At 69.0% G+C, this 20694-nt stretch carries 18 protein-coding genes; 15 read left to right on the top strand and 3 right to left on the bottom strand.

The annotated features are described in order from the left end of the window. Positions 1–55 precede the first annotated feature (55 nt). The 3 genes from HNP44_RS07050 to HNP44_RS07040 all read left to right on the top strand — a co-directional run bounded on the left by HNP44_RS07050 (position 56) and on the right by HNP44_RS07040 (position 4681). A complete protein-coding gene (locus HNP44_RS07050) occupies positions 56–2656 on the top strand; it encodes an ATP-binding cassette domain-containing protein (RefSeq protein ID WP_259143533.1) in 2601 nt (866 codons plus the stop codon). A gap of 71 nt (positions 2657–2727) precedes the next feature. After that, the gene (gene dop, locus HNP44_RS07045) at positions 2728–4218 is read left to right on the top strand and encodes a depupylase/deamidase Dop (RefSeq protein WP_259143534.1); all 1491 of its coding nucleotides are present in this window, start codon (positions 2728–2730) and stop codon (positions 4216–4218) included. 4 nt (positions 4219–4222) lie between these two features. Further along, entirely contained in the window at positions 4223–4681 is a 459-nt protein-coding gene (locus HNP44_RS07040) for a nitroreductase family deazaflavin-dependent oxidoreductase (RefSeq protein ID WP_259143538.1), read from the top strand. A 114-nt stretch (positions 4682–4795) separates the two neighbouring features. Here the strand turns inward: HNP44_RS07040 and HNP44_RS07035 are convergent, their stop codons facing one another. After that, positions 4796–4984 carry a hypothetical protein gene (locus HNP44_RS07035; protein WP_259143539.1) on the bottom strand — a complete coding sequence of 63 codons (189 nt, stop codon included), beginning with the start codon at positions 4982–4984 and terminating at the stop codon, positions 4796–4798. 272 nt (positions 4985–5256) lie between these two features. On the opposite strand from HNP44_RS07035, the gene HNP44_RS07030 reads away from it, so the two are divergent. The 10 genes from HNP44_RS07030 to HNP44_RS06985 all read left to right on the top strand — a co-directional run bounded on the left by HNP44_RS07030 (position 5257) and on the right by HNP44_RS06985 (position 16650). Further along, a complete protein-coding gene (locus tag HNP44_RS07030; RefSeq protein ID WP_224647175.1) occupies positions 5257–5451 on the top strand; it encodes a ubiquitin-like protein Pup in 195 nt (64 codons plus the stop codon). Next, entirely contained in the window at positions 5448–6224 is a 777-nt protein-coding gene (prcB, locus tag HNP44_RS07025; protein WP_259143540.1) for a proteasome subunit beta, read from the top strand. Before HNP44_RS07030 ends, prcB begins: the two co-directional genes overlap by 4 nt. Further along, positions 6221–6931, top strand: a complete 711-nt coding sequence (prcA, locus tag HNP44_RS07020) for a proteasome subunit alpha (protein ID WP_259143541.1) — start codon at positions 6221–6223, stop codon at positions 6929–6931. Before prcB ends, prcA begins: the two co-directional genes overlap by 4 nt. 1529 nt (positions 6932–8460) lie before the next feature. After that, entirely contained in the window at positions 8461–9819 is a 1359-nt protein-coding gene (gene pafA / locus HNP44_RS07015) for a Pup--protein ligase (RefSeq protein ID WP_259143543.1), read from the top strand. Between the two features lie 54 nt (positions 9820–9873). Continuing rightward, positions 9874–10848, top strand: a complete 975-nt coding sequence (locus tag HNP44_RS07010) for a helix-turn-helix transcriptional regulator (RefSeq protein WP_259143544.1) — start codon at positions 9874–9876, stop codon at positions 10846–10848. Then, on the top strand, positions 10845–11819 hold the full coding sequence (locus tag HNP44_RS07005; RefSeq protein ID WP_259143546.1) for a helix-turn-helix transcriptional regulator: 975 nt from the start codon (positions 10845–10847) through the stop codon (positions 11817–11819). Before HNP44_RS07010 ends, HNP44_RS07005 begins: the two co-directional genes overlap by 4 nt. A 95-nt stretch (positions 11820–11914) precedes the next feature. Continuing rightward, a complete protein-coding gene (gene tatA / locus HNP44_RS07000) occupies positions 11915–12169 on the top strand; it encodes a Sec-independent protein translocase subunit TatA (RefSeq protein WP_259143548.1) in 255 nt (84 codons plus the stop codon). Between the two features lie 12 nt (positions 12170–12181). After that, entirely contained in the window at positions 12182–13189 is a 1008-nt protein-coding gene (gene tatC / locus HNP44_RS06995) for a twin-arginine translocase subunit TatC (protein WP_259143550.1), read from the top strand. Then, on the top strand, positions 13176–15926 hold the full coding sequence (locus tag HNP44_RS06990; RefSeq protein WP_259143552.1) for a DEAD/DEAH box helicase: 2751 nt from the start codon (positions 13176–13178) through the stop codon (positions 15924–15926). Before tatC ends, HNP44_RS06990 begins: the two co-directional genes overlap by 14 nt. A 70-nt stretch (positions 15927–15996) precedes the next feature. Then, the gene (locus HNP44_RS06985) at positions 15997–16650 is read left to right on the top strand and encodes a DUF4333 domain-containing protein (protein WP_259143553.1); all 654 of its coding nucleotides are present in this window, start codon (positions 15997–15999) and stop codon (positions 16648–16650) included. Positions 16651–16687: 37 nt separating this feature from the next. Here the strand turns inward: HNP44_RS06985 and HNP44_RS06980 are convergent, their stop codons facing one another. Next, positions 16688–17641 (bottom strand): 5'-3' exonuclease, encoded by a 954-nt coding sequence (locus HNP44_RS06980; protein ID WP_259143554.1) that lies wholly within the window; start codon positions 17639–17641, stop codon positions 16688–16690. 17 nt (positions 17642–17658) lie between these two features. Here HNP44_RS06980 and HNP44_RS06975 point away from each other — a divergent pair, with 17 nt between their 5' ends. After that, positions 17659–18783, top strand: a complete 1125-nt coding sequence (locus HNP44_RS06975; protein ID WP_259143555.1) for a M24 family metallopeptidase — start codon at positions 17659–17661, stop codon at positions 18781–18783. A 21-nt stretch (positions 18784–18804) separates the two neighbouring features. Next, positions 18805–20250, top strand: coding sequence for a sugar porter family MFS transporter (locus HNP44_RS06970; RefSeq protein ID WP_259143557.1), 1446 nt, complete (start codon positions 18805–18807; stop codon positions 20248–20250). Positions 20251–20263: 13 nt separating this feature from the next. Here HNP44_RS06970 and HNP44_RS06965 read toward each other — a convergent pair whose 3' ends face one another. After that, positions 20264–20665, bottom strand: coding sequence for a PPOX class F420-dependent oxidoreductase (locus tag HNP44_RS06965; RefSeq protein ID WP_259143559.1), 402 nt, complete (start codon positions 20663–20665; stop codon positions 20264–20266). Positions 20666–20694 lie beyond the last annotated feature (29 nt).

Genomic DNA, 20694 nt, shown 5'->3' with positions numbered 1-20694 from the left:
ACAACAAGCGCGGCATAAGCCCAGGGCAAGCGGCGTCTGAATAGAATGCTCCGTGATGAGTACGGATACTGCGGTTCTCACCGTCACAGTGGACGGGCAGACGCTGACCTTCGCCCCCGGTAAGACGGTGACCTTCGGGCGCACCCTCGAATCGGACGTGACGATCAACCACCCGTTGGTCTCGCGGACGCACGCCGTGGCGTCCGCGGGACCGACGGGGTGGATCCTCACGGACCGCAGCACGAACGGCGTGTTCGTGGGCGGGGTCCGGCGCCCGACGATCGCGCTGAGCGGCACCCAGCAGCTGATGTTCGGTGACCCGCGGACAGGCGCTCCCGTCACCTTCTCGGCGGCAACCAGGTCGAACACGCCGCCCCCGCCGCCGCCCCGGACTCCGCCGCCCGCTGCCGCGCAGCAACCGGTCCAGCAGCTCCCGGCGGCGCGCCGCGCACCGTCGAATCCGGTGCCCCGGACGCCCCCGCCGCCCGCGACCGGCGGCATCCCGTCGAACGCGGGACCGGTATCGGGGCCGCCGCCCACCCCGGCGCCCCCGTCTCGCCCGATGCAGCTGCCCCCGCGCCAGCAGGCACCGTCGGCCCCGATCCCCGCGCAGCAGGCCCCGGTCCCGTCCCGCCCGACGGGCGACGTCGCGCCGCACCTGCGCGCCATGGCCGGTAACACCGGTCTGTACCAGGTGGCGAAGATGCCCTCGCGGCCCGTCGGCACCGGCCAGCTGACGATCGGCCGCACGCCCGACAACGACATCGCGATCGGTGACATGCTGGTCTCGCGCCGCCACGCCCGCCTGCTCACGGGCCCGCAGGGCCTGGTCATCGAGGACCTGGGCTCGGCAAACGGTACGCAGGTCAACGGCCGGCGCATCGGAGGCCCGACGTCCTTGCGCGACGGCGACCTGGTCACCGTCGGCAACTCAGACCTCATCGTCGAGCAGGGCCGGCTCGAGCGCCCGAAGGCCCAGCAGTTCGCGGGCGCCGGCCTGGCGGTACAGGGCATCACGCTCACCGTCGACGGCAACAAGACGCTGCTGCACGGGGTCGACTTCCGCGCCGCCCCGGGCACGCTGACGGCCGTGATCGGCCCGTCGGGCGCCGGCAAGTCGACGGTGTCCCGGGTGGTCTCGGGCGCCGTCACGCCGACGGCGGGCCGGGTCGAGTTCGAGGGCCGCGACGTGCACCGCGACTTCGACGCGCTCCGCTCCCGCATCGGCATGGTCCCGCAGGACGACGTACTGCACCGCCAGCTCACGCTGCAGCAGGCGCTCCGGTTCGCCGCGGAGTTGCGCCTGCCTCCTGACATGTCGAAGGCCGACCGCGACCAGGTGATCGACGGCGTGCTCGCGGAGCTGCAGCTCACCGAGCACAAGCAGACCCGCGTGGACAAGCTCTCCGGCGGCCAGCGCAAGCGCGCGTCCGTCGCCATGGAGCTCCTCACCGGTCCGTCGCTGCTCATCCTCGATGAGCCCACGTCGGGTCTCGACCCGGCGCTGGACCGCCAGGTCATGCAGACCCTGCGCCGCCTGGCCGACGCAGGGCGCGTCGTGATCGTCGTGACCCACTCGCTGACTCACATCGACATGTGCGACCAGGTCCTGCTGCTCGCGCCCGGCGGCAAGACCGCGTACTGCGGCTCGCCGAAGGGCGTGAAGGCCGCGATGGGCACGAGCGACTGGGCCGAGATCTTCGATTTCGCCGCCAAGCAGCCCGACGTGGCATGGCAGCGGTACCGGTCGGCGCACCCCGCCCCGCCGCCGCCCGCGCCCACGGGCGCGCCGCCGTCCCCTACGAAGGCGCGGAAGACCTCGGTGCGCAAGCAGCTTTCGGTGATCGCGCGACGCCAGGTCCGGCTGATCCTCGCCGACCGTGCCTACCTCGTCTTCCTGCTGCTGTTGCCGCTCGTACTCGGCGGGATCACCTTGCTCGTGCCCGCGGACGACGGCCTGGCCTCGCCGTACTCGCTCCCGGACGGCTACAGCGGCGCGAAGATGATCCTCGTCCTGCTGGTCGTGGGCGCCTGTTTCATGGGCGCCGCCCTGACCTCGCGTGATCTCGTCGGCGAGCGCGCGATCTTCCAGCGCGAACGTGCCGTCGGACTCGGGTCGGGCGCGTATCTGTCGGCGAAGACGCTGGTGTACTTCATCGCGGCCGCCATCCAGGCGGCCATGATGATGGCGATCGTCATCGTCGGTGTGAAGCAGTCGACGGCGCAGGGATCGGTGCTGGCCAGCGCGCCCGTCGAGCTGGTCATCGACATCGCGGTTCTCGCGTGCGTGTCCACGCTGGTGGGCCTGCTGATCTCCGCGCTGGCCAGGTCCAGCGAGCAGGTGATGCCCATGCTCGTGGTTGTCGTCATGGTGCAGCTGGTGATGAGCGGCGGACTGTTCACGCTGCACGATCGCGTGGGCCTGGAGCAGATCTCGTGGCTGTTCCCGTCGCGCTGGGGCTTCGCGGCGAGCGCGTCCACCGTCGAGCTGCAGAAGCAGATCGACGCGGTCTCCGGGCGGCCGACCATGCAAGCGATCGATCCCCTGTGGGACTCGACGCCCATGCACTGGGGCATCTCGATCGGCGTGCTCGCACTGATGGCGGTCGCGCTGTGGGCCGCGACGCGCTGGCGGATCGGGCGGCAGTCGGCCTGATGGACGGGTGATGGTCGCCGCCGCCGGGAGCGGGGCGAGCGGGCGGGATCAGCCCCGATAGGCTGGACACCATGCAGCGCATCATCGGGACCGAGGTCGAGTACGGGATCTCCGCGCCGAAGGATCCCACCGCCAATCCGATCCTCACGTCCACCCAGGCGGTGCTCGCCTACGCGGCGGCCGCGGCGGTGCCGCGCGCCAAGCGCACCCGGTGGGACTACGACCTGGAATCGCCGCTACGCGACGCCCGCGGCTTCGATCTCGGCCGCGGCGGCCCGGCGCCGATCATCGACGCCGACGAGATCGGCGCGGCCAATATGATCCTCACCAACGGCGCGCGGCTCTACGTCGACCACGCGCACCCCGAGTACTCCGCGCCCGAGGTCACCGACCCGCTCGACGCGGTGATCTGGGACAAGGCGGGGGAGCGGGTGATGGATGCAGCGGCTCGCTACGCCTCGACGGTGCCCGGCGCCCCGGCGCTGCAGTTGTACAAGAACAACATCGACGGCAAGGGCGCCTCGTACGGCACGCACGAGAACTATCTGTGCCGGCGCGAGACCCCCTTCGCGTCGATCGTCACCGGCCTGACGCCCTTCTTCGTGACCCGGCAGGTCTTCACCGGCAGCGGCCGCGTCGGCATCGGCGCCAACGGCGACGAGCCGGGCTTCCAGCTCTCGCAGCGAGCCGACTACATCGAGGTCGAGGTGGGTCTCGAGACCACCCTCAAGCGCGGCATCATCAACACCCGCGACGAGCCGCACGCCGATCCGGACAAGTACCGCCGGTTGCACGTGATCATCGGCGATGCCAACCTCGCCGAGACCTCCACGTACCTCAAGGTGGGCACGTCGGCGCTGGTCCTGGACCTGATCGAGGCGGGCGTCGACCTGTCGGACCTGCAGCTCGCGACCCCGGTGACCGCGGTGCACCAGGTCTCGCGCGACCTTTCGTTGACGGGAGTGCTCGAGCTTGCGGACGGCCGGACGATGACGGCGCTCGATCTTCAGCGCGCCTACGCCGACCGCGTCGGCGCCTTCCTGGACGGGTCCGATGACGCCCGCGCGTTGGACGTCCATGCCACCTGGGTGCGCGTCCTCGACACCCTGGCCGACGATCCGCTGCGGCTCGCGGACGAGCTCGACTGGCCGGCCAAGCTACGCCTGCTCGAGGGCATCCGGCAGCGCGAGGGCCTGGGCTGGGCGGCGTCGAAGCTGCAGCTCGTGGACCTGCAGTACTCCGACGTGCGACTCGACAAGGGCCTGTACAACCGGCTCGTCGCCCGCGGGTCGATGAAGCGTCTGGTCACCGAGCAGCAGGTGATGGACGCCGTCACCGCGCCGCCCGAGTCCACCCGCGCCTACTTCCGCGGCGAGTGCATGCGCCGCTTCGGTACCGAGATCGCCGCCGCCAGCTGGGATTCCGTCATCTTCGACGTCGGCGCCGAGTCGCTGGTCCGGATACCCACCCTGGAGCCGCTGCGCGGCACCAAGGAGCACGTCGGCCGGTTGCTCGACGACGCCGCCTCCGCGCGCGAGCTCGTCGATTCTCTGCGAGGCTAGGGCCATGGACATCGGTCGCGAAGTGGGGAAGCTCTACGCCAAGGCCTTCCCGGAGGTGCTCAAGGCGCACGGCGAGCTCTACGTGCGCTCCGGCGGCCGCATCGGGCACAAGATGCTCTTCGGTGTGCCCAGCCTCATCGTGCGCACCGTCGGGGCGAAGTCGAGCGAGCCCCGCACCACGGTCCTCACCTACGTGCGCGACGGTGACGACTACGTCGTAGTCGCCTCCATGGGCGGCGCTCCCCGTAATCCGGCCTGGTTCCACAACATGGTCAAGGCCGGCACCGTCGACGTGCAGGTCGCGACCGACCGCTTCCCGGCCACCGTCGAGGCGCTGAAGCCCGGCGACACCGACTACCAGCGGCTCTGGGACCTCGCCGATGCCAACAACGGCGGCCGCTACACCGCCTACCAGCGCAAGACGACGCGCCCGATCCCGGTGGTCCGCCTCCGCCCCGCCTGATCGACGGCACCCGCATCCGCTGACGAACACTTTCCGAAGCGTTCTGCGACGGTTTCGGCCCGGCGAGTCGCAGAACGCTTCGAGAAGTGTTGCCCGTGACGGCGGACCGTCGGGCTACATGCCGATGGCGAGGTTTCGGGCGTATCCGACGCGGTTGAAGACGACGTGTAGGGCCGCACAGGAGTGCACGGGCACGCTCGTGGTGGACGAACGCCCCTCAGGACCGAAGACGGTGACCTGCACGAATCCCTGCGCGCGGTCCTCCCTGGCGACCAGGAAGAACAGCGAGACGAGACACACCACGAAGGCGGCCTACGACGGCGAGCACCATCGCCCACGTGGGGATCTCTCGCGTCGTCACGCCGTGATTCGTCACAGTCCATTGTGCGCCGGTGATTGGGAAGGTCCCGGTCGGGCGATCACCTCGGTTCGGGTGCAATGGATGTCGCCGATCCTCGCGAGCACCGGTTCGGACGTGCCGGGCGGCGTGTACGGATCCACGAGAGCAGTCCAGGCCGGTAGTGTTGGCACATCGGGTCATGCGGCCCGGATTCGGTCGCTAAGGAGGCAGCGAGATGGCGCAGGAGCAGGTCAAGCGTGGCGGCGGCGGAGATGACGAGGATGCCACGGGTGCACCGTCGGGTGCCGGCCAGGAGCGCATCGAGAAGCTGACCGACGAGACGGACGATCTGCTGGACGAGATCGACGACGTGCTCGAGGAGAACGCCGAGGACTTCGTGCGTGCGTACGTGCAGAAGGGCGGCCAGTGACGCCGCTGCGCGGCGGATCGTCGTTCGTCGAGCACCTCGCCGCGGTGGCCCCCGAGGCGCTGCCCGGCCGGGGTACCGGGTCCGACGGTGCGCCCGACGTCCCGCACGGCACCACGATCGTCGCCGTGGCCTTCGACGGCGGAGTGCTGCTCGCGGGTGATCGCCGCGCCACCATGGGCAATCTCATCGCGCAGCGCGACATCGTCAAGACCTTCGTCACCGACGAGTTGACCGCGGTCGGCATCGCCGGAACCGCGGGGATCGCCAAGCAAATCGTGAAGCTGTTCACGGTGGAGTTGGAGCACTACGAGAAGATCGAGGGCGTGCCCCTGACCTTCGAGGGCAAGGCGAATCGCCTGGCCGGCATGGTGCGCAGCAATTTCGGCGCCGCGCTGCAGGGCCTCGCCGCCGTACCGCTCCTGGTCGGCTTCGACGAGGCGCAGGCCCGCGGCCGGATCGTCTCCTACGACGTCACCGGCGACTGGCACGACGAGGTGGGCTACCACTCGATCGGCTCGGGCTCTGCGTGGGCGAAGTCGTCGATCAAGAAGCGCTTCCGCCCCGGTCTCGACGCCGACGGTGCGCTGGACGTGGCCGCGGAGGCCCTGTTCGACGCGGCCGACGACGACACCGCGACCGGTGGTCCCGACGTGCTCCGCAAGCTCTATCCGACGGCGATAGCCATCACCGCGGACGGCGCCGTCGAGGTGTCTGAGGAGGACGTGGCCGCCGCGACCGTCCGAGTGATCGCGGCGAGGGGAGGCGAGCAGTGACGTTCCCGTACTACGCGTCCGCCGAGCAGATCATGCGCGATCGCTCGGAGCTGGCGCGCAAGGGCATCGCCCGCGGTCGCAGCGTCGTGGTGCTCAAGTACGCCGACGGGGTGGTCTTCGTCGCCGATAACCCGAGCTCGCTGAACAAGATCAGCGAGATCTACGACCGCATCGGCTTCGCCGCCGTGGGCAAGTACAACGAGTTCGAGTCGCTGCGCCGCGCGGGCATCCAGTTCGCCGACACCCGCGGCTACCAGTACTCGCGGCGCGATGTGACCGGCTGGTCGCTGACCAACGCCTACGCCTCGACGCTGGGCACCGTCTTCACCGAGCAGGCGAAGCCCTATGAGGTGGAGCTGTGCGTCGCCGAGGTCGGGACGCCCGAGAACACCGGCTCGCGGCTCTACCGCGTGGGCTATGACGGTTCCGTCGGCGACGAGAAGCAGTTCGTGGTGATGGGCGGGCAGACCGAGTCGATCACGCCGGTGCTCACCGAGGGCTACGCCGAGGACCTGGACCTGGCTGGCGCCGTGGCGCTGGCGGTGAAGGCACTGAGCGCGCCGGCACCGTCGAACGGATCGGCCGCGACGGCGGAGCCGAAGAACTTCGCGGCAGGTGAGCTCGAGATCGCGATCCTGGACCACACCCGCCCGCGCCGGGCCTTCAAGCGGCTCTCGGACGAGCGGGTTGCGCAGTTCCTTGAGTAATTCGTGATTCGATGACAGAAATAGACAAATACTTCAGGAGGGCAAGGAATGCCAACACTCCCTGACCCACATTGGAGGAATCGTGCTGACTTGGCGGTGCAGGTCGAGTCGAATAGTGCTGCAGTCGACGTAAACAACTCGTACGACGGGAAGTTCAGGCGGGAGCAGAATTGCCTATACTTCTCGAGAGACAAAGTTAGACTTCGGGCTGAAGTTCTGAACCTTGACGTCCCAAGCAGTTCGACCGAGTCCAGCGAGAGGTCAATCTCTGGGAACGCTGGACTATCTGGTTCTTCGATTGGCGCAGGGCGTAAGATCTCAACTACGAGGCAGACGGCCCCGATATCCGGCGACGAGCTATCGATTGCAGATGAGGTTGCCGCCCTGACAGCATCCAGTCAAGTGAGCGATGTGTCTGAATTGGGATATGGTCGAGTCCGCGCGCGATTCACAGTTGGAATTCTGTCCGATTCATTCGGAGAACACAATTCCTGGCTTGATAGCGCGATGTGGTGGACGGGCTACACGGCCGATGGGTCGGCGATATTTCTAACTTCAAGCATCAAGCACTTCCGTTCGCCAGTTGCTCAGTGCTCGCGAAGACTGTTGGAGCTTGGCAACGATATCCAGTTCACATGGAATCCGTCTGGGATCGGTGGCGCCGCAGCGCTGCTAAGATCCACGGTAGATTGGGCCGACTCAACAAGTACGACCATCGATACGGGAGATTGTCATGCTAGTGACGCGAGCCGAAGAATTGGGTCGGATTGGCCAGACAGGGTAGTTGAGTCCTTCAACTCCGGAGTGCAACGGGGAGAAGTTGTCCTAAATGCCGGGTGGGTCGATTGCGTCTTCCAGGCGCATTCAATCGGGCTGACCAGTTCTGGACGACGTGTGATAACCGGATCGCCGCTATGGGTGCTCAAGGTAGATGATCCACCGTATGGATGGTACTCGATTCCGGCACTCCGACGTCCCGAGTTCAGGACCGCGAGTCGTTATCAGTGCTTCGCAGAATGGAACGGAACATCGTGGACCGGGCGCCTCGGAATCGACGTCGGGTTCAACTCTGAGGTTGAGGACGTAGGCGAGATCATCCAGCACGCTCGGTCGAGATTGCCCGACCGGCCAAATATCGACAGTTTCTACTCATCGTACTGGGAGACGCGCCAGTACGGGTTGGATGTAGATCCCGACCAGAACTTCTACTCATACGACCTCGGCGACCGACGTGCAGTTCTTGACATGGAGGAATCTTTCAAACACAAGAGGGTGCCACTTCGAGAGGCATTGCTCTTTAGATTTCGAGGACGCCGCGCCGACACCGACGATTCAGGTGAAATATTGCGCCTCGGCTATTGAGCCCACGCTGTGGGCGCCGATGTTGGTTCAGGGTCGCTTCGTAAGGCGCTCGACCGGTTCGTCGCGTCTCGAATCGCTCTGCGGGGAGCGGACGAGATGTTCGTAGCGTTCGGTGGCAACACGACCGCGAGGGCGGATCCGTGGCACCCGCGGGGTATGTTCGTGACGTGCAGCGCCGAATCATGGGAATCGAGACCGAGTTCGGTGTCACGTGTACTTTTCACGGGCACCGTCGACTGAGCCCGGACGAGATCGCCCGGTACCTGTTCCGGCGCGTGGTCTCCTGGGGCCGCAGCTCGAACGTCTTCCTGCAGAACGGCTCGCGCCTCTACCTCGACGTGGGCAGCCATCCCGAGTACGCGACCGCGGAGTGCGATTCGGTGCTCCAGCTGGTCACGCACGACAAGGCGGGCGAGCGCGTCCTCGAGGACCTGCTACTCGACGCCGAGCAGCGGCTGCAGGACGAGGGCATCGGCGGCGACATCTACCTGTTCAAGAACAACACCGATTCGGCGGGCAACTCCTACGGCTGCCACGAGAACTACCTCGTGGGTCGCGTCGGGGAGTTCTCCCGCATCGCCGACGTGCTGCTGCCCTTCCTGGTGACCCGGCAGCTGATCTGCGGGGCCGGCAAGGTCCTGCTCACGCCGAAGAACGCGACCTATTGTTTGAGCCAGCGCGCCGAGCACATCTGGGAGGGCGTCTCCAGCGCCACCACCCGCAGCCGGCCCATCATCAACACTCGCGACGAGCCGCACGCCGACGCGGAGAAGTACCGCCGCCTGCACGTGATCGTGGGCGACTCGAACATGTCCGAGACCACCACGATGCTCAAGGTGGGCACCGCCCACCTCGTGCTCGAGATGATCGAGGCGGGCGTCCAGTTCCGCGACTTCTCACTCGACAACCCGATTCGCGCCATCCGCGAGGTCAGCCATGACACCACCGGCCGGCACGAGGTACGGCTCGCGGGCGGCAGGCAGGCGGGCGCGCTCGACATCCAGCGCGAGTACTACGGCAAGGCCGTCGAGTACCTCGCCACCCGCGAGCCCGACGAGCAGCTCGCGAAGGTCGTCGACCTGTGGGGCCGCACGCTGGACGCTGTCGAGTCGCAGGACTTCTCCGGCATCGACACCGAGATCGACTGGGTGATCAAGCGCAAGCTCTTCCAGCGCTACCTGGACAAGTACTCGATGGACCTGTCCGATCCGAAGATCGCGCAGCTCGACCTCGCGTACCACGACATCAAGCGCGGCCGCGGCGTCTTCGACGTGCTGCAGCGCCGCGGACTGGCCGCGCGGGTGACCACCGACGAGGCCGTCGACGCCGCCGTGAAAAACCCGCCGGAGACCACCCGAGCGAAGCTTCGCGGCGACTTCATCACCGCCGCGCAGGCCGCCGGCCGCGACTTCACCGTCGACTGGGTGCATCTCAAGCTCAACGACCAGGCGCAGCGCACCGTGCTGTGCAAGGACCCGTTCCGCAACGTGGACGAGCGTGTCGAGCGGCTCATCGCCTCGATGTGACGCGGCATCGCGTCGATCCGGGCTGAGCGCGCGCATAGAACGTAAGATCGACACGTGGCCACTTCACGGATCGAGCGTCTCACCAACCTGGTGATATGCCTTCTGTACACCCAACGACCGCTCGATCGGGACTACATCCGGACGAACGTCTTCGGGTACGACCCGGACTCGGACGACGAGGCCTTCGAGCGGATGTTCGAGCGTGACAAGGCCGACCTGCGCGAACTCGGGGTCCCCATCGAAGTGGCCCCGGTCTCCCGGATCAACTCCGCCGTCGGCTACCGCATCGCCCTCGACGAGTACGCCCTCGGCGACATCGACCTCGACACCGAGGAGGCGACCGCAGTGGCCGTCGCCTCGGCCCTGTGGCAATCACCGGAGCTGTCCGCCGCGGCTCAATCCGCGGTGCAGAAGCTGCGCGCCGGCGGCATGGACGTCGATGGCCCCGGCGCGGGAGTGAGCCCCGGCATCGCCCCCGATCGCGGGGCCGAGGGGGCGCTGCTCGCCATGCTCGAGGGCGTCGACCGACGGCGCCAGGTCACCTTTGAGCACCGCGCCAACCCGGCCCAGCCGTACGTCGACCGCACCCTGCATCCGTGGGGCGTGGTCACGTTCCGCGGCAGCGCCTACGCCGTCGGACACGACGTCGCGCGTGACGCGGTGCGCACCTTCAAGCTCAGCCGTGTTCGGGGCGGCTCCGTCACGGGCAGTCCCGCGACCGTCCGGCCGCCGGAGGGCTTCGACCTCCATGCGCATGTCGTGGCCACCGTTGCCGAGCGCGATCCGGTCGGCACGGCCCGGCTGTGGGTCGCGCAGGGCAAGGGGGACGGGCTGCGCCGGCTCGCCTCGACCCAGGCCGACGGTGACTTCCGGGGACGGCCCGGTACGGAACTGACGGTGGAGATGCGGTCGGTGGACGCCGTGGCCCGCGAGGTCAGCGGCCTCGGGCCGGACGCGGTGGTGTTCGAGCCGCAGCAGTTGCGCGACGCCGTGGTCGAACGACTCACTGCACTGGTGGGGGAGCGATGAGCACGCAGTCGAAGCAGCCGAGCCGGCAGATGCAGCGCTTGGCGCGCTGGCTCAACGTGATCCCGTACTTCCGCACCCACCCCGATGCCCACCTCGAACGGGCGGCGGCCGACCTCGGCGTCACCGTCGCACAGCTGCGCAAGGACATCACGGGCCTGACGATGTGCGGGCTGCCCGGCATGTTCCCCGGCGACCTCATCGAGATCGACTACGACGAGGACGGGGTCGACATCGAGTTCAGCGCCAACCTCGACCGCCCGCTCAAGCTCACCGGCCCCGAGGCCGCGTCGCTACTGCTCGCCCTGCGGGCGCTCGCAGACTCGCCCGGCGTCGCGGACCCCGCCGCCGTGCTGCGGGCCATCGCCAAGCTGGAGGCGGCCGTCGCCGGCGCGGGCCGCGACACCGTCGCCTCGATCGACGGCGCGCAGGACGCGGGCCCCGTCGCCGCCATCGCGAGCACCGTCCGCGGTGCCCTCCGCGATGGCCGCGCGCTGCACCTGCGCTACTACTCCGCCACCCGAGACGCTGCCACCGAGCGGGACGTGGATCCCATCGCCCTCGACACCTTCGCCGGGCACAGCTACCTGCAGGCCTGGTGCCGCAGCAGCGAGGGCCTGCGGATGTTCCGGCTCGACCGGATCGACGAGGTCGTCGTCCTCGACGAGGCCGCGTCGGTGCCGCAGCACGTCGAGCCCGCGTCGGGCCTGTTCGACGGTGCCGCCGCTGACGAGCTGACCACCGCCACGCTCGAGGTCGGGCCCGGCGCCGCCTGGGCGCTGGAGTACCACCCGTTCACGGTGCGCACCGACGAGCCTGGCGGCGCAGTGACCGCGACGATGCAGTACGCGACCGAGGCCTGGATGGTGCGGTTCGTGCTCAGCTTCGGTGGCGAGCTGACGGTGCGCGGCCCGCAATCCCTGGCCGACGCCGTCGCCGACCGGGCGGCGGCCGGGCTCGCGAACTATTCATGAAGTGGACATGTCCGGCGGGACTCCAGCGGGCACTTCGGGTGGACGCGGTCCGGTAGTCTCAGAAGAGATATTCGCGAAGTTAGTGAGGCAGCATCATGGGGCTCACCCATTCTCCTTGGGCATGGATCGTCATCGCCGTCGTCCTGCTGATCCTGTTCGGCGGCAAGAAGCTGCCGGATGCCGCGCGCGGGCTCGGTCGTTCGATGCGCATTTTCAAGAGCGAGATGGACGAGATGAAGACCGAGGGTGACGGCAAGGCCGCCGCCCCGAAGCCGCAGGCACAGGTCACCGACCAGCCGATCGACGTTCAGACGGTGCAGCCGTCCGAGGCCGATCACAAGTCGGCGTAGCCGCCTGCCCCTTTGAAGATCCCGTTCGATCCGCGTCGTCGTCGTGCCGTCGTCAATCCCGACGGCACGATGTCGATCGTGGAGCACCTGTACGAGCTGCGCGCCCGACTGCTCTGGTCCCTCGCCGCGATCGTGCTCACCTCGATCGTCGGCTTCTGGTGGTACAGCCACGGGCCTTTCGGGCTGCCGTCCACCGGCCATCTGCTCGTAGGACCGTACTGTGACCTGCCCGCCACGTCGCGTGCCGAGATCACCCGGGACGGCGAGTGTCGGCTGCTCGCGACGGGTGTTTTCGATCAGTTCAACCTGCGGCTCAAGGTGGCGGTCGCCACCGGAGTACTGCTGGCGTGCCCGGTGTGGCTCTACCAGATCTGGGCATTCATCGTTCCCGCGCTGCACCGCAACGAGAAGCGCTACACCGCGACCTTCGTCAGCCTGGCGGGCACGCTCTTCGTCAGCGGCGCGGTGCTGGGCTACTTCATGATCACCAGCGCCTTCCGGTTCTTTCTCACCGTCGGCAACGAGACCCAGGTGACGGCCCTGCAGGGGCCGGAGTACTTCAGCTTCGTGCTCACGGTGATGGCGATCTTCGGCGTGAGCTTCGAATTGCCGCTGTTCATCGTTGCGTTGAACATGGTCGGCGTGCTGCCCTACGCCAAGCTGGTGAAGTGGCGCCGCGGCCTGCTCCTGTCCATGTTCATCTTTTCCGCCGTGATCACTCCGTCCGGAGATCCGTTCACCATGCTCGCGCTGGGCGCGGCGCTCGCCGTACTCCTCGAGCTGTCGATTCAGTTCGCCCGCTTCCACGACCGGCGCAAGGCCAAGCGCAGCGTCGGCGCGGATGCCTGGACGGGCGAACTCGATGACGAAGCGGCGTCGCCGGCACCGTCGGCCCCGCAGCCGATCGGCGCGTCCACGGGCCCGTCGGGCAGCGCCCTCACCGCCCCGGCCCCCGTCGGGCAGCCGGACAAGCTGACGCGCACGTCGATCCCGCGTTCGGGGTTCGATGACGTCCTCTGAGTTCGACAGCTTCACCGCCGCCCTCGAGTTCACCCTCGACCCGTTCCAGGTCCAGGGCTGCCGTGCGCTCGAGCAGGGCCGCGGCGTGCTCGTGTGCGCTCCGACGGGTGCAGGCAAGACCGTGGTCGGCGAGTTCGCCGTCCACCTCGCCCTGGCCGGCGGTACCAAGTGCTTCTACACGACGCCGATCAAGGCGCTATCGAACCAGAAGCACGCCGAGCTGACCGCACGATATGGCGCCCACAATGTCGGGCTGCTCACGGGCGACACCGCGATCAACTCCTCCGCGCCCGTGGTCGTGATGACCACCGAGGTGCTGCGGAACATGCTGTACGCGAACTCGCCCACCCTCGACGGCCTGAGCCACGTGGTGATGGACGAGGTGCACTACCTCGCGGACCGGTTCCGCGGTGCGGTCTGGGAGGAGGTGATCCTGCATCTGCCCCAGGAGGTGCGGCTGGTCAGCCTCTCGGCGACGGTCTCCAACGCCGAGGAGTTCGGAGCGTGGATCGCCGAGGTCCGTGGCAGCACCGAGGTGATCGTCGACGAACACCGACCGGTGCCGCTGTGGCAGCACATGCTCGTGGGCCGCCGGCTCTTCGATCTGTTCGACACGAAGGCCTTGCGCGCCGCCCAGGAATCCGGCCAGAAGAATCTCGTCCTCGACGCCGACCTGGTGCGCTACGTCAAGCAGCGCGAATCGCTGGACCGCAGCTTCGAGCCCGGCATCAACAGCCGCACCGGGCGGCGTACCGGCGGCCGGGGCCGCCCACAGGCGACCCGCCGACCGATCCCGCGACCCGATGTCATCGCGCTGCTCGACGCCGAGGGCCTGCTGCCGGCGATCACTTTCGTCTTCTCGCGCTCCGGCTGCGAGCAAGCGCTCACGCAGTGCCTCCGGTCGCCCGTCGTCCTCACGGACCAGGCGCAGGCCGACGAGATCGGCCGCGTCGTCGACAAGCACATCGCCGAGTTCGCGCCCGCCGATCTCGAGCTGCTCGGGTACGAGGAATGGCGCGCCGCGCTGCTCCGCGGCTTCGCGGCGCACCACGCCGGCATGCTGCCCGCCTTCCGGCACGCGGTCGAGGAGCTCTTCGTCAAGGGCCTGGTGCGGGCCGTCTTCGCCACCGAGACCCTGGCGCTCGGCATCAACATGCCCGCGCGCACCGTCGTGCTCGAGCGCCTCGTCAAGTACAACGGCGAGTCGCACGTCGAGCTCACGCCCGGCGAGTACACGCAACTCACGGGCCGCGCCGGACGGCGCGGCATCGACGTCGAGGGCCACGCCGTGGTGCTCTGGCAGACCGGCGTGCGCCCGCAGGAGGTGGCCGGGCTCGCCGGCGCGCGCACGTTCCCGCTGGTCAGCTCGTTCTCTCCCGGCTACAACATGTCGATCAACCTGCTCGACCGCCTCGGGCGACTCGGCGCCGAGCGCCTGCTCGAGGCCAGCTTCGCGCAGTTCCAGGCCGACCGGTCCGTCGTCGGGCTGGCCAAGCGCGTCGAGCGCGGAGAGAAGGAGTTGGCGACCCTCAGCGCCCAAATCACCGAGGCCGCCGGCGGCGCCGACTATCTCGAGTACGTGCGGCTCCGGGAGGCCGTCCGAGCTCGGGAGCGGTCACTGCGTCGTGAGCACCTCGCGGACCGGCACGACGGCGCGGCCACCGCGCTCGCGGAGCTGCGCCGCGGCGACGTCATCGCCGTGACCGGCGGCCGCCGCCGGGGCCTCGCCCTCGTCGTGGAGCCGTCCGGCGACCGGCGCGACCCCAAGCCGGTGGTCGTGACCGAGAGCAGCTGGTCGGGCCGCGTCGGTGCCTCCGACTTCGTGGGCGACGTCGCGGTTCTCGGCACGCTCCGGGTGCCGAAGAACGCCGACTACCGGTCGGGCCGCGGCAAGCGCGACCTGGCGTCCACCCTGCGCAACAGCAATATCGCCGCGCCGCGGCAGCAGGCGAAGGCGGCGCGCCCCGCAGCATCGGACACGCAGCTCGCAGACCTGCGCGCCCGGATGCGGGCGCACCCCGCGCACACCGGGCAGCGCGCCTCCGAGCTGGACCGTCTCGCCGAGCGCTACGCGCGGCTCGAGCGCGAGGTCACGGCCTCGGCGGCGACGGTCCGTGCCACCACCTCCTCGCTCGCCGTCACCTTCGAGCGGATCGTCGCGCTGCTCGGCGACCGCGGCTACATCGAGACCGGCGACGGAGAGTCGGAGCTCACCGAGGCCGGGCATCGCTTGGCGCGCGTGTACAGCGAGTCCGACCTGCTGGTGTGCGAGTGCATCGAGGACGGTGTCTTCGACGGTCTCGACCCGGCCGGCCTGGCCGCGGTGGTCAGCGCGCTCGTCTTCGAGTCCCGCGGCGAACGCGGCGGCATGCTCCTGACCGGCGAGAAGGTGCCCGGCGCGGTCCGCTCGGCGATCCGCGACATCGCGGATCGGTGGACCGACATCGTCTCCGCCGAGGCCGCGCATCGCCTGGAGCCCAGCCGCGAGCCGGACATCGGCTTCGTCGCCCCCATGCACCAATGGGCCGGGGGCGGCACGCTCGCCGCGGTGCTGCTGGCGGCGGGCGAGCGGGGCCGGCCGCTGCCGGCGGGAGACTTCGTCCGCTGGTGCCGACAGGTGATCGATCTGCTCGATCAGATCAAGCAGACCTCGTTCGACACCCGCCCGGGGTTGGCGGCCGTCGCCACCGCGGCGATCGCATCCGTCCGGCGCGGCGTCGTCGCGGAATCGGGCTGATGATCGGGTATCTTGACCGAAGAGGCGTACGTCGCGGGCCGTCGGCCGGCGACAGGGGAGGAGTGGACACATGAGCAACCCGCAGGATCCGAACCAGTGGGCGCAGCAGGGCTGGCAGCAGCCGGGGCAGCAGCAGCCGCAGGATCAGACCCAGATCGCACCGCAGTACGGCCAGCAGGGTTTCGGTGCGCCGACGGGTGATCAGACCCAGATCTCGCCGCAGTACCAGGGACAATGGGGCCAGCAGCCGCAGCCGCAGGGCCAGCAGTTCGGCGGCTACCAGCAGCAGCCCTCGCAGTTCGGACAGGACCAGTTCGGCCAGCAGCCGGGCCAGCCCGCGCAGTTCGCAGGCCAGCAGTTCGGACAGCAGTTCGGCCAGCCGCAGCCCGTCGGCCCCAAGAAGTCGAAGACCGGCCTCATCGTGGGCATCGCCGCCGCGGCGATCATCGCCATCGTGGCCATCGTCGTTCTCGTCGGCTGGCTGACCGGCGCCTTCTTCAGCAAGAAGTTCGACAACGCCAAGGTCAACGAGGGCGTGACGAAGGTCCTCAACGACAGCTACAACGAGACCGATACCAAGGACGTCGACTGCAAGACCGACGGCGTCAAGGTCAAGACCGGCGAGACCTTCACCTGCAGCGCCACCATCGGCGGCAAGCAGAAGACCGTCGAGGTCAAGGTGCTCGACGACAACGGCAAGTACCAGGTGGGCGCACCCTCCTGATACCGGTGGCCCGCGGGGGTTCCCGCGGGCCGACCCGTCAGCCCGCGAGGGCGGCGAGCAGGCGCTCCACCTGCGCTCCGATCCGCAGTTCCTCGGCCAGTTCGGCCAGGCGCTGCGGATCGCGTGCTTCTCGGGGCATCGCGTCGGAACCGGACAGCGCGACGTCCGCGTCGCGCTGCACCCAGACCACGTCCCAGGCGGCGTCGAGGTAGTCCGCCGACGCGGCGATCGACGTCGCCGCCCGGGCGGCCAGCGGCGACGGGGTCCGCGCCGCGGCCTCGCGGATCGCGGCGAGGGAGCCGTACTCCAGCAGCAGTTTGGAGGCCGTCTTCTCGCCGATGCCGGGCACGCCGGGCAGCCCGTCGGACGGATCGCCGCGCAGCAGGGCGAGCTCGGCATAGGCCTCGCCGGCCCGGTCCAGAGGCAGGCCGTACTTCTCCGCCACCTCGGCCGGCCCGAACATCTCGGCCTTGGCGATGCCGCGGCCGATGTACAGGCACCGCACGCCGGGCGGGGTGTCGTCGGCCACCTGCAACAGGTCGCGGTCGCCCGAGACCACGATGACCGGGTCGTTCTGCTCGCGCGCGGCCAGGGTGCCGAGCACGTCGTCCGCCTCCAGGCCGACGGCGCCGCCCGTCGCAATCCCGACGGCGTCGAGCACTTCGAGAATCATGTCCACCTGGGGCGAGAGGGTGTCGGGCACCTCCTCTGCACTGCCGTCGCCCTCCTCCGCCACGCGGTGGGTCTTGTACGTGGGCAGCAGCTCCACCCGGAAAGCGGGCCGCCAGTCCAGGTCGAGGCACGCCACGAGCCGTCCCGGCCGATGCGTGGTGATCAGCTGCGAGGTCATGTCGAGGAAGCCGCGCAGCGCGTTGACCGAGCGGCCGTCGTCGGCCTTCACCTTGTCGGGGATCGCGTAGAAGGCCCGGAACCAGAGCCCGGCGGAGTCGAGCAGCATCAGTGGGCGCGCGTCGTTCGTCACGGGAATCATCGTGTCACAATCGGATCATGAGTAACCCCCAGTCCTTTCCCGCCTCGGTGTACGCGACCCGTCTCACCCGGGCCCAGCAGCTCGCGGCCGCGGCCGGCACTCCGCTCGTCATCACGCCCGGGCCCGATCTCGCGTACCTCACCGGCATCGTCAGCGAATCCTTCGAGCGCCTCACCGCTCTCGTGGTCACGGATGCCGGCTTCGGCTTGGTGGTACCGCGCCTCGAGCTGGCGATCCTCAAGGACTCCTCGGTGCCCGGACTGCCCGCGGCCGGGGTCGAGGTCGCCGTCCACGACTGGGTCGACGGTGACGACCCGTACGCCCTGGTCCTGGGCCTCCTGTCCGGTCCGTCGACGGTGGCCGTGGCCGATGCCGTGCCCGCGCTGCACCTCGTGCCGCTGCTCGACCGGGGCCTGAGCGTGCGCCTGGCGACCGAAGTCCTGCGCCGGCTGCGGATGATCAAGGACGCCGCCGAGCTCGACGAGCTGCGGGCCGCGGGCGCCGCGATCGACCGTGTCCACGCCCGCGTCGGCGACTTCCTCAAGGTCGGGCGCACGGAGCGAGAGGTGGCCGACGACATCGCCGCCGCCATCGTCGAGGAGGGCCACACCGAGGCCGCGTTCATCATCGTGGGATCGGGCCCGCACGGCGCCGACCCGCACCACGAAGTCTCGGACCGCGTGGTCGAGGCCGGCGACGTGGTCGTCGTCGACATCGGCGGCCCGCTCGCCTCGGGGTACAACTCGGACTGCACCCGCACCTACGCCATGGGTGAGCCGTCGGCACAGATCCTGGAGCAGTACGCGCTGCTCGAGCGGGCCCAGCGTGCCTCCGTCGACGCCGTGCGGCCGGGCGTGAGCGCCGAGTCCATCGACGCCGCGGGCCGCGATCTGCTCGCCGACGCCGGACTGGGGGAGTTCTTCGTCCACCGCACCGGGCACGGGATCGGGCTGTCGGTCCACGAGGAGCCCTACATCGTTGCGGGCAACGACATTCCGGTCGAACCGGGCATGGCCTTCTCGATCGAGCCGGGAATCTACTTCAGTGGCCGATGGGGAGCGCGGATCGAGGATATCGTCATCGTCACCGAGGACGGCTGCGAGCCACTGAACACGAGGCCCCACAGCTTGACGATCCTCTAGGAGCGACACAGCGGAGGCATCATGACGCACGGCGGCGGCACCACGGCCGATGGGCCCTCGATCTTCGAGGAGGGCGACGGCAACAGCAGCCGCGTCGTCCAGATCGCGATCGTCGCCGCGATGGGTGGCCTCCTCTTCGGCTACGACAGCGCCGTCATCAACGGCGCCACGAAGGCCATCGAGGGCCGCTTCGACATCCACGGCTACACGCTCGGCTTCGCCGTCGCCTCCGCGCTGCTGGGCGCCGCCGCGGGTGCGATGACGGCCGGCCGCATCGCGGACCGGATCGGCCGCCTGCGCGTCATGCAGATCGCGGCGGTGCTGTTCTTCCTCAGCGCCATCGGCTGCGCCTTCGCCACCCACACCTGGATCCTCATCCTGTTCCGCGTGGTCGGCGGCGTCGGCGTCGGCGTGGCGTCGGTGATCGCCCCCGCCTACATCGCGGAGGTCTCGCCGGCCCGGATCCGCGGGCGGCTGGGGTCGCTGCAGCAGATGGCGATCGTGCTCGGCATCTTCCTCTCACTGCTTATCGACTGGCTGCTGGCCTCCCTCGCGGGCGGCGCATCGAACGACCTGTGGTTCGGGCTGGAGGCATGGCGGTGGATGTTCCTCGTCATGGCGATTCCGGCGATCGTCTACGGCGTGTCGTCCACCATGATCCCCGAGTCGCCGCGCTACTTGGTGTCCCGGCACCGCATCCCCGAGGCCCGCAAGGTCCTCACGATGCTGCTCGGCGAGAAGAACATGGACATCACGGTCACCCGCATCGAGGAGAGCCTCGCGGGCGAGGAGAAGCACTCGTGGCGCGACCTGGTTCGGCCCGGCGGCGGTATCTACCCGATCGTCTGGGTGGGCCTGTTGCTGTCGATCTTCCAGCAGGCCGTGGGCATCAACGTGATCTTCTACTACTCGAACATGCTGTGGCAGGCCGTCGGCTTCGAGGAGTCGCAGTCGAATCTGATCAGCGTCTTCACCTCGATCGTCAACGTCATCGTCACCATCGTCGCCATCATGCTGGTGGATCGGATCGGGCGCCGGCCGCTGCTGCTCATCGGCTCGATCGGCATGGCCGTCTCGCTCGCCACGATGGCGGTCTGCTTCAGCACCGCCGAGATCATCGACGGGAAGCCCTCGCTCACCGGCGTGGTCGGCGTGCTCGCCCTCGTCGCGGCGAACCTGTTCGTGATCTTCTTCGGCGTCAGCTGGGGCCCGGTGGTGTGGGTGTTACTGGGCGAGATGTTCCCGAACCGCATCCGGGGCGCGGCGCTCTCGCTCGCTGCGGCCGCGCAGTGGGCCGCCAACTGGGCCATCACCGTGACCTTCCCGAAGATGGAGGGCAACCTCGCGCTGGCCTACGGGCTGTACGCGACGTTCGCGTTGCTGTCGCTGCTGTTCGTCTACCGGTTCGTGCCCGAGACCAAGGGCAAGTCGCTGGAGGACATGGACGGGAACATCCCCGCGCGCTAGCCGCTCCCGCCCGTCAACCGCGGAGCGTGCTCGATCCCAGCACTCGGGTCACGTCGATCTCGATCACCACGCGCTTCGGGTTCTCCCGCGGCGGCTTGTAGCGCACCGCGTAGCGCGCCTCGGCGTCGCGCACCGACTCGGGGTCGGCGAGTACTCGCGCCGGCCCCTCCAGGGTGAGCCAGCGGGCACCGTCGACCTGGGTCAGTGCGGCGTACCCGCCCCTTCCTGCGTTGCGGGCCTTCTGGCTGTCGCCGGAGGTGATGACGCGGGCGATGCCGGTGGCAGGGTCGTACGTGAACGCGATCGCCACGGTGTGCGGCGTCCCGTCGGCGCGCAGAGTGCTCAGCGTCGCGAGGTGACGGTCGGTCACGAAGGCGAGGGCATCGGGATTGAGGACGGGGCGGTCGTTCGGCACACCGTCACGGTAGCGGGACGGTGCGCGTC

The organism is Tsukamurella ocularis (genome assembly GCF_024807615.1).
Taxonomy (GTDB): domain Bacteria; phylum Actinomycetota; class Actinomycetes; order Mycobacteriales; family Mycobacteriaceae; genus Tsukamurella; species Tsukamurella ocularis.
The sequence above is the reverse complement of the archived record's forward strand: the minus strand, read 5'-3'. Positions and strand labels throughout refer to the sequence as shown.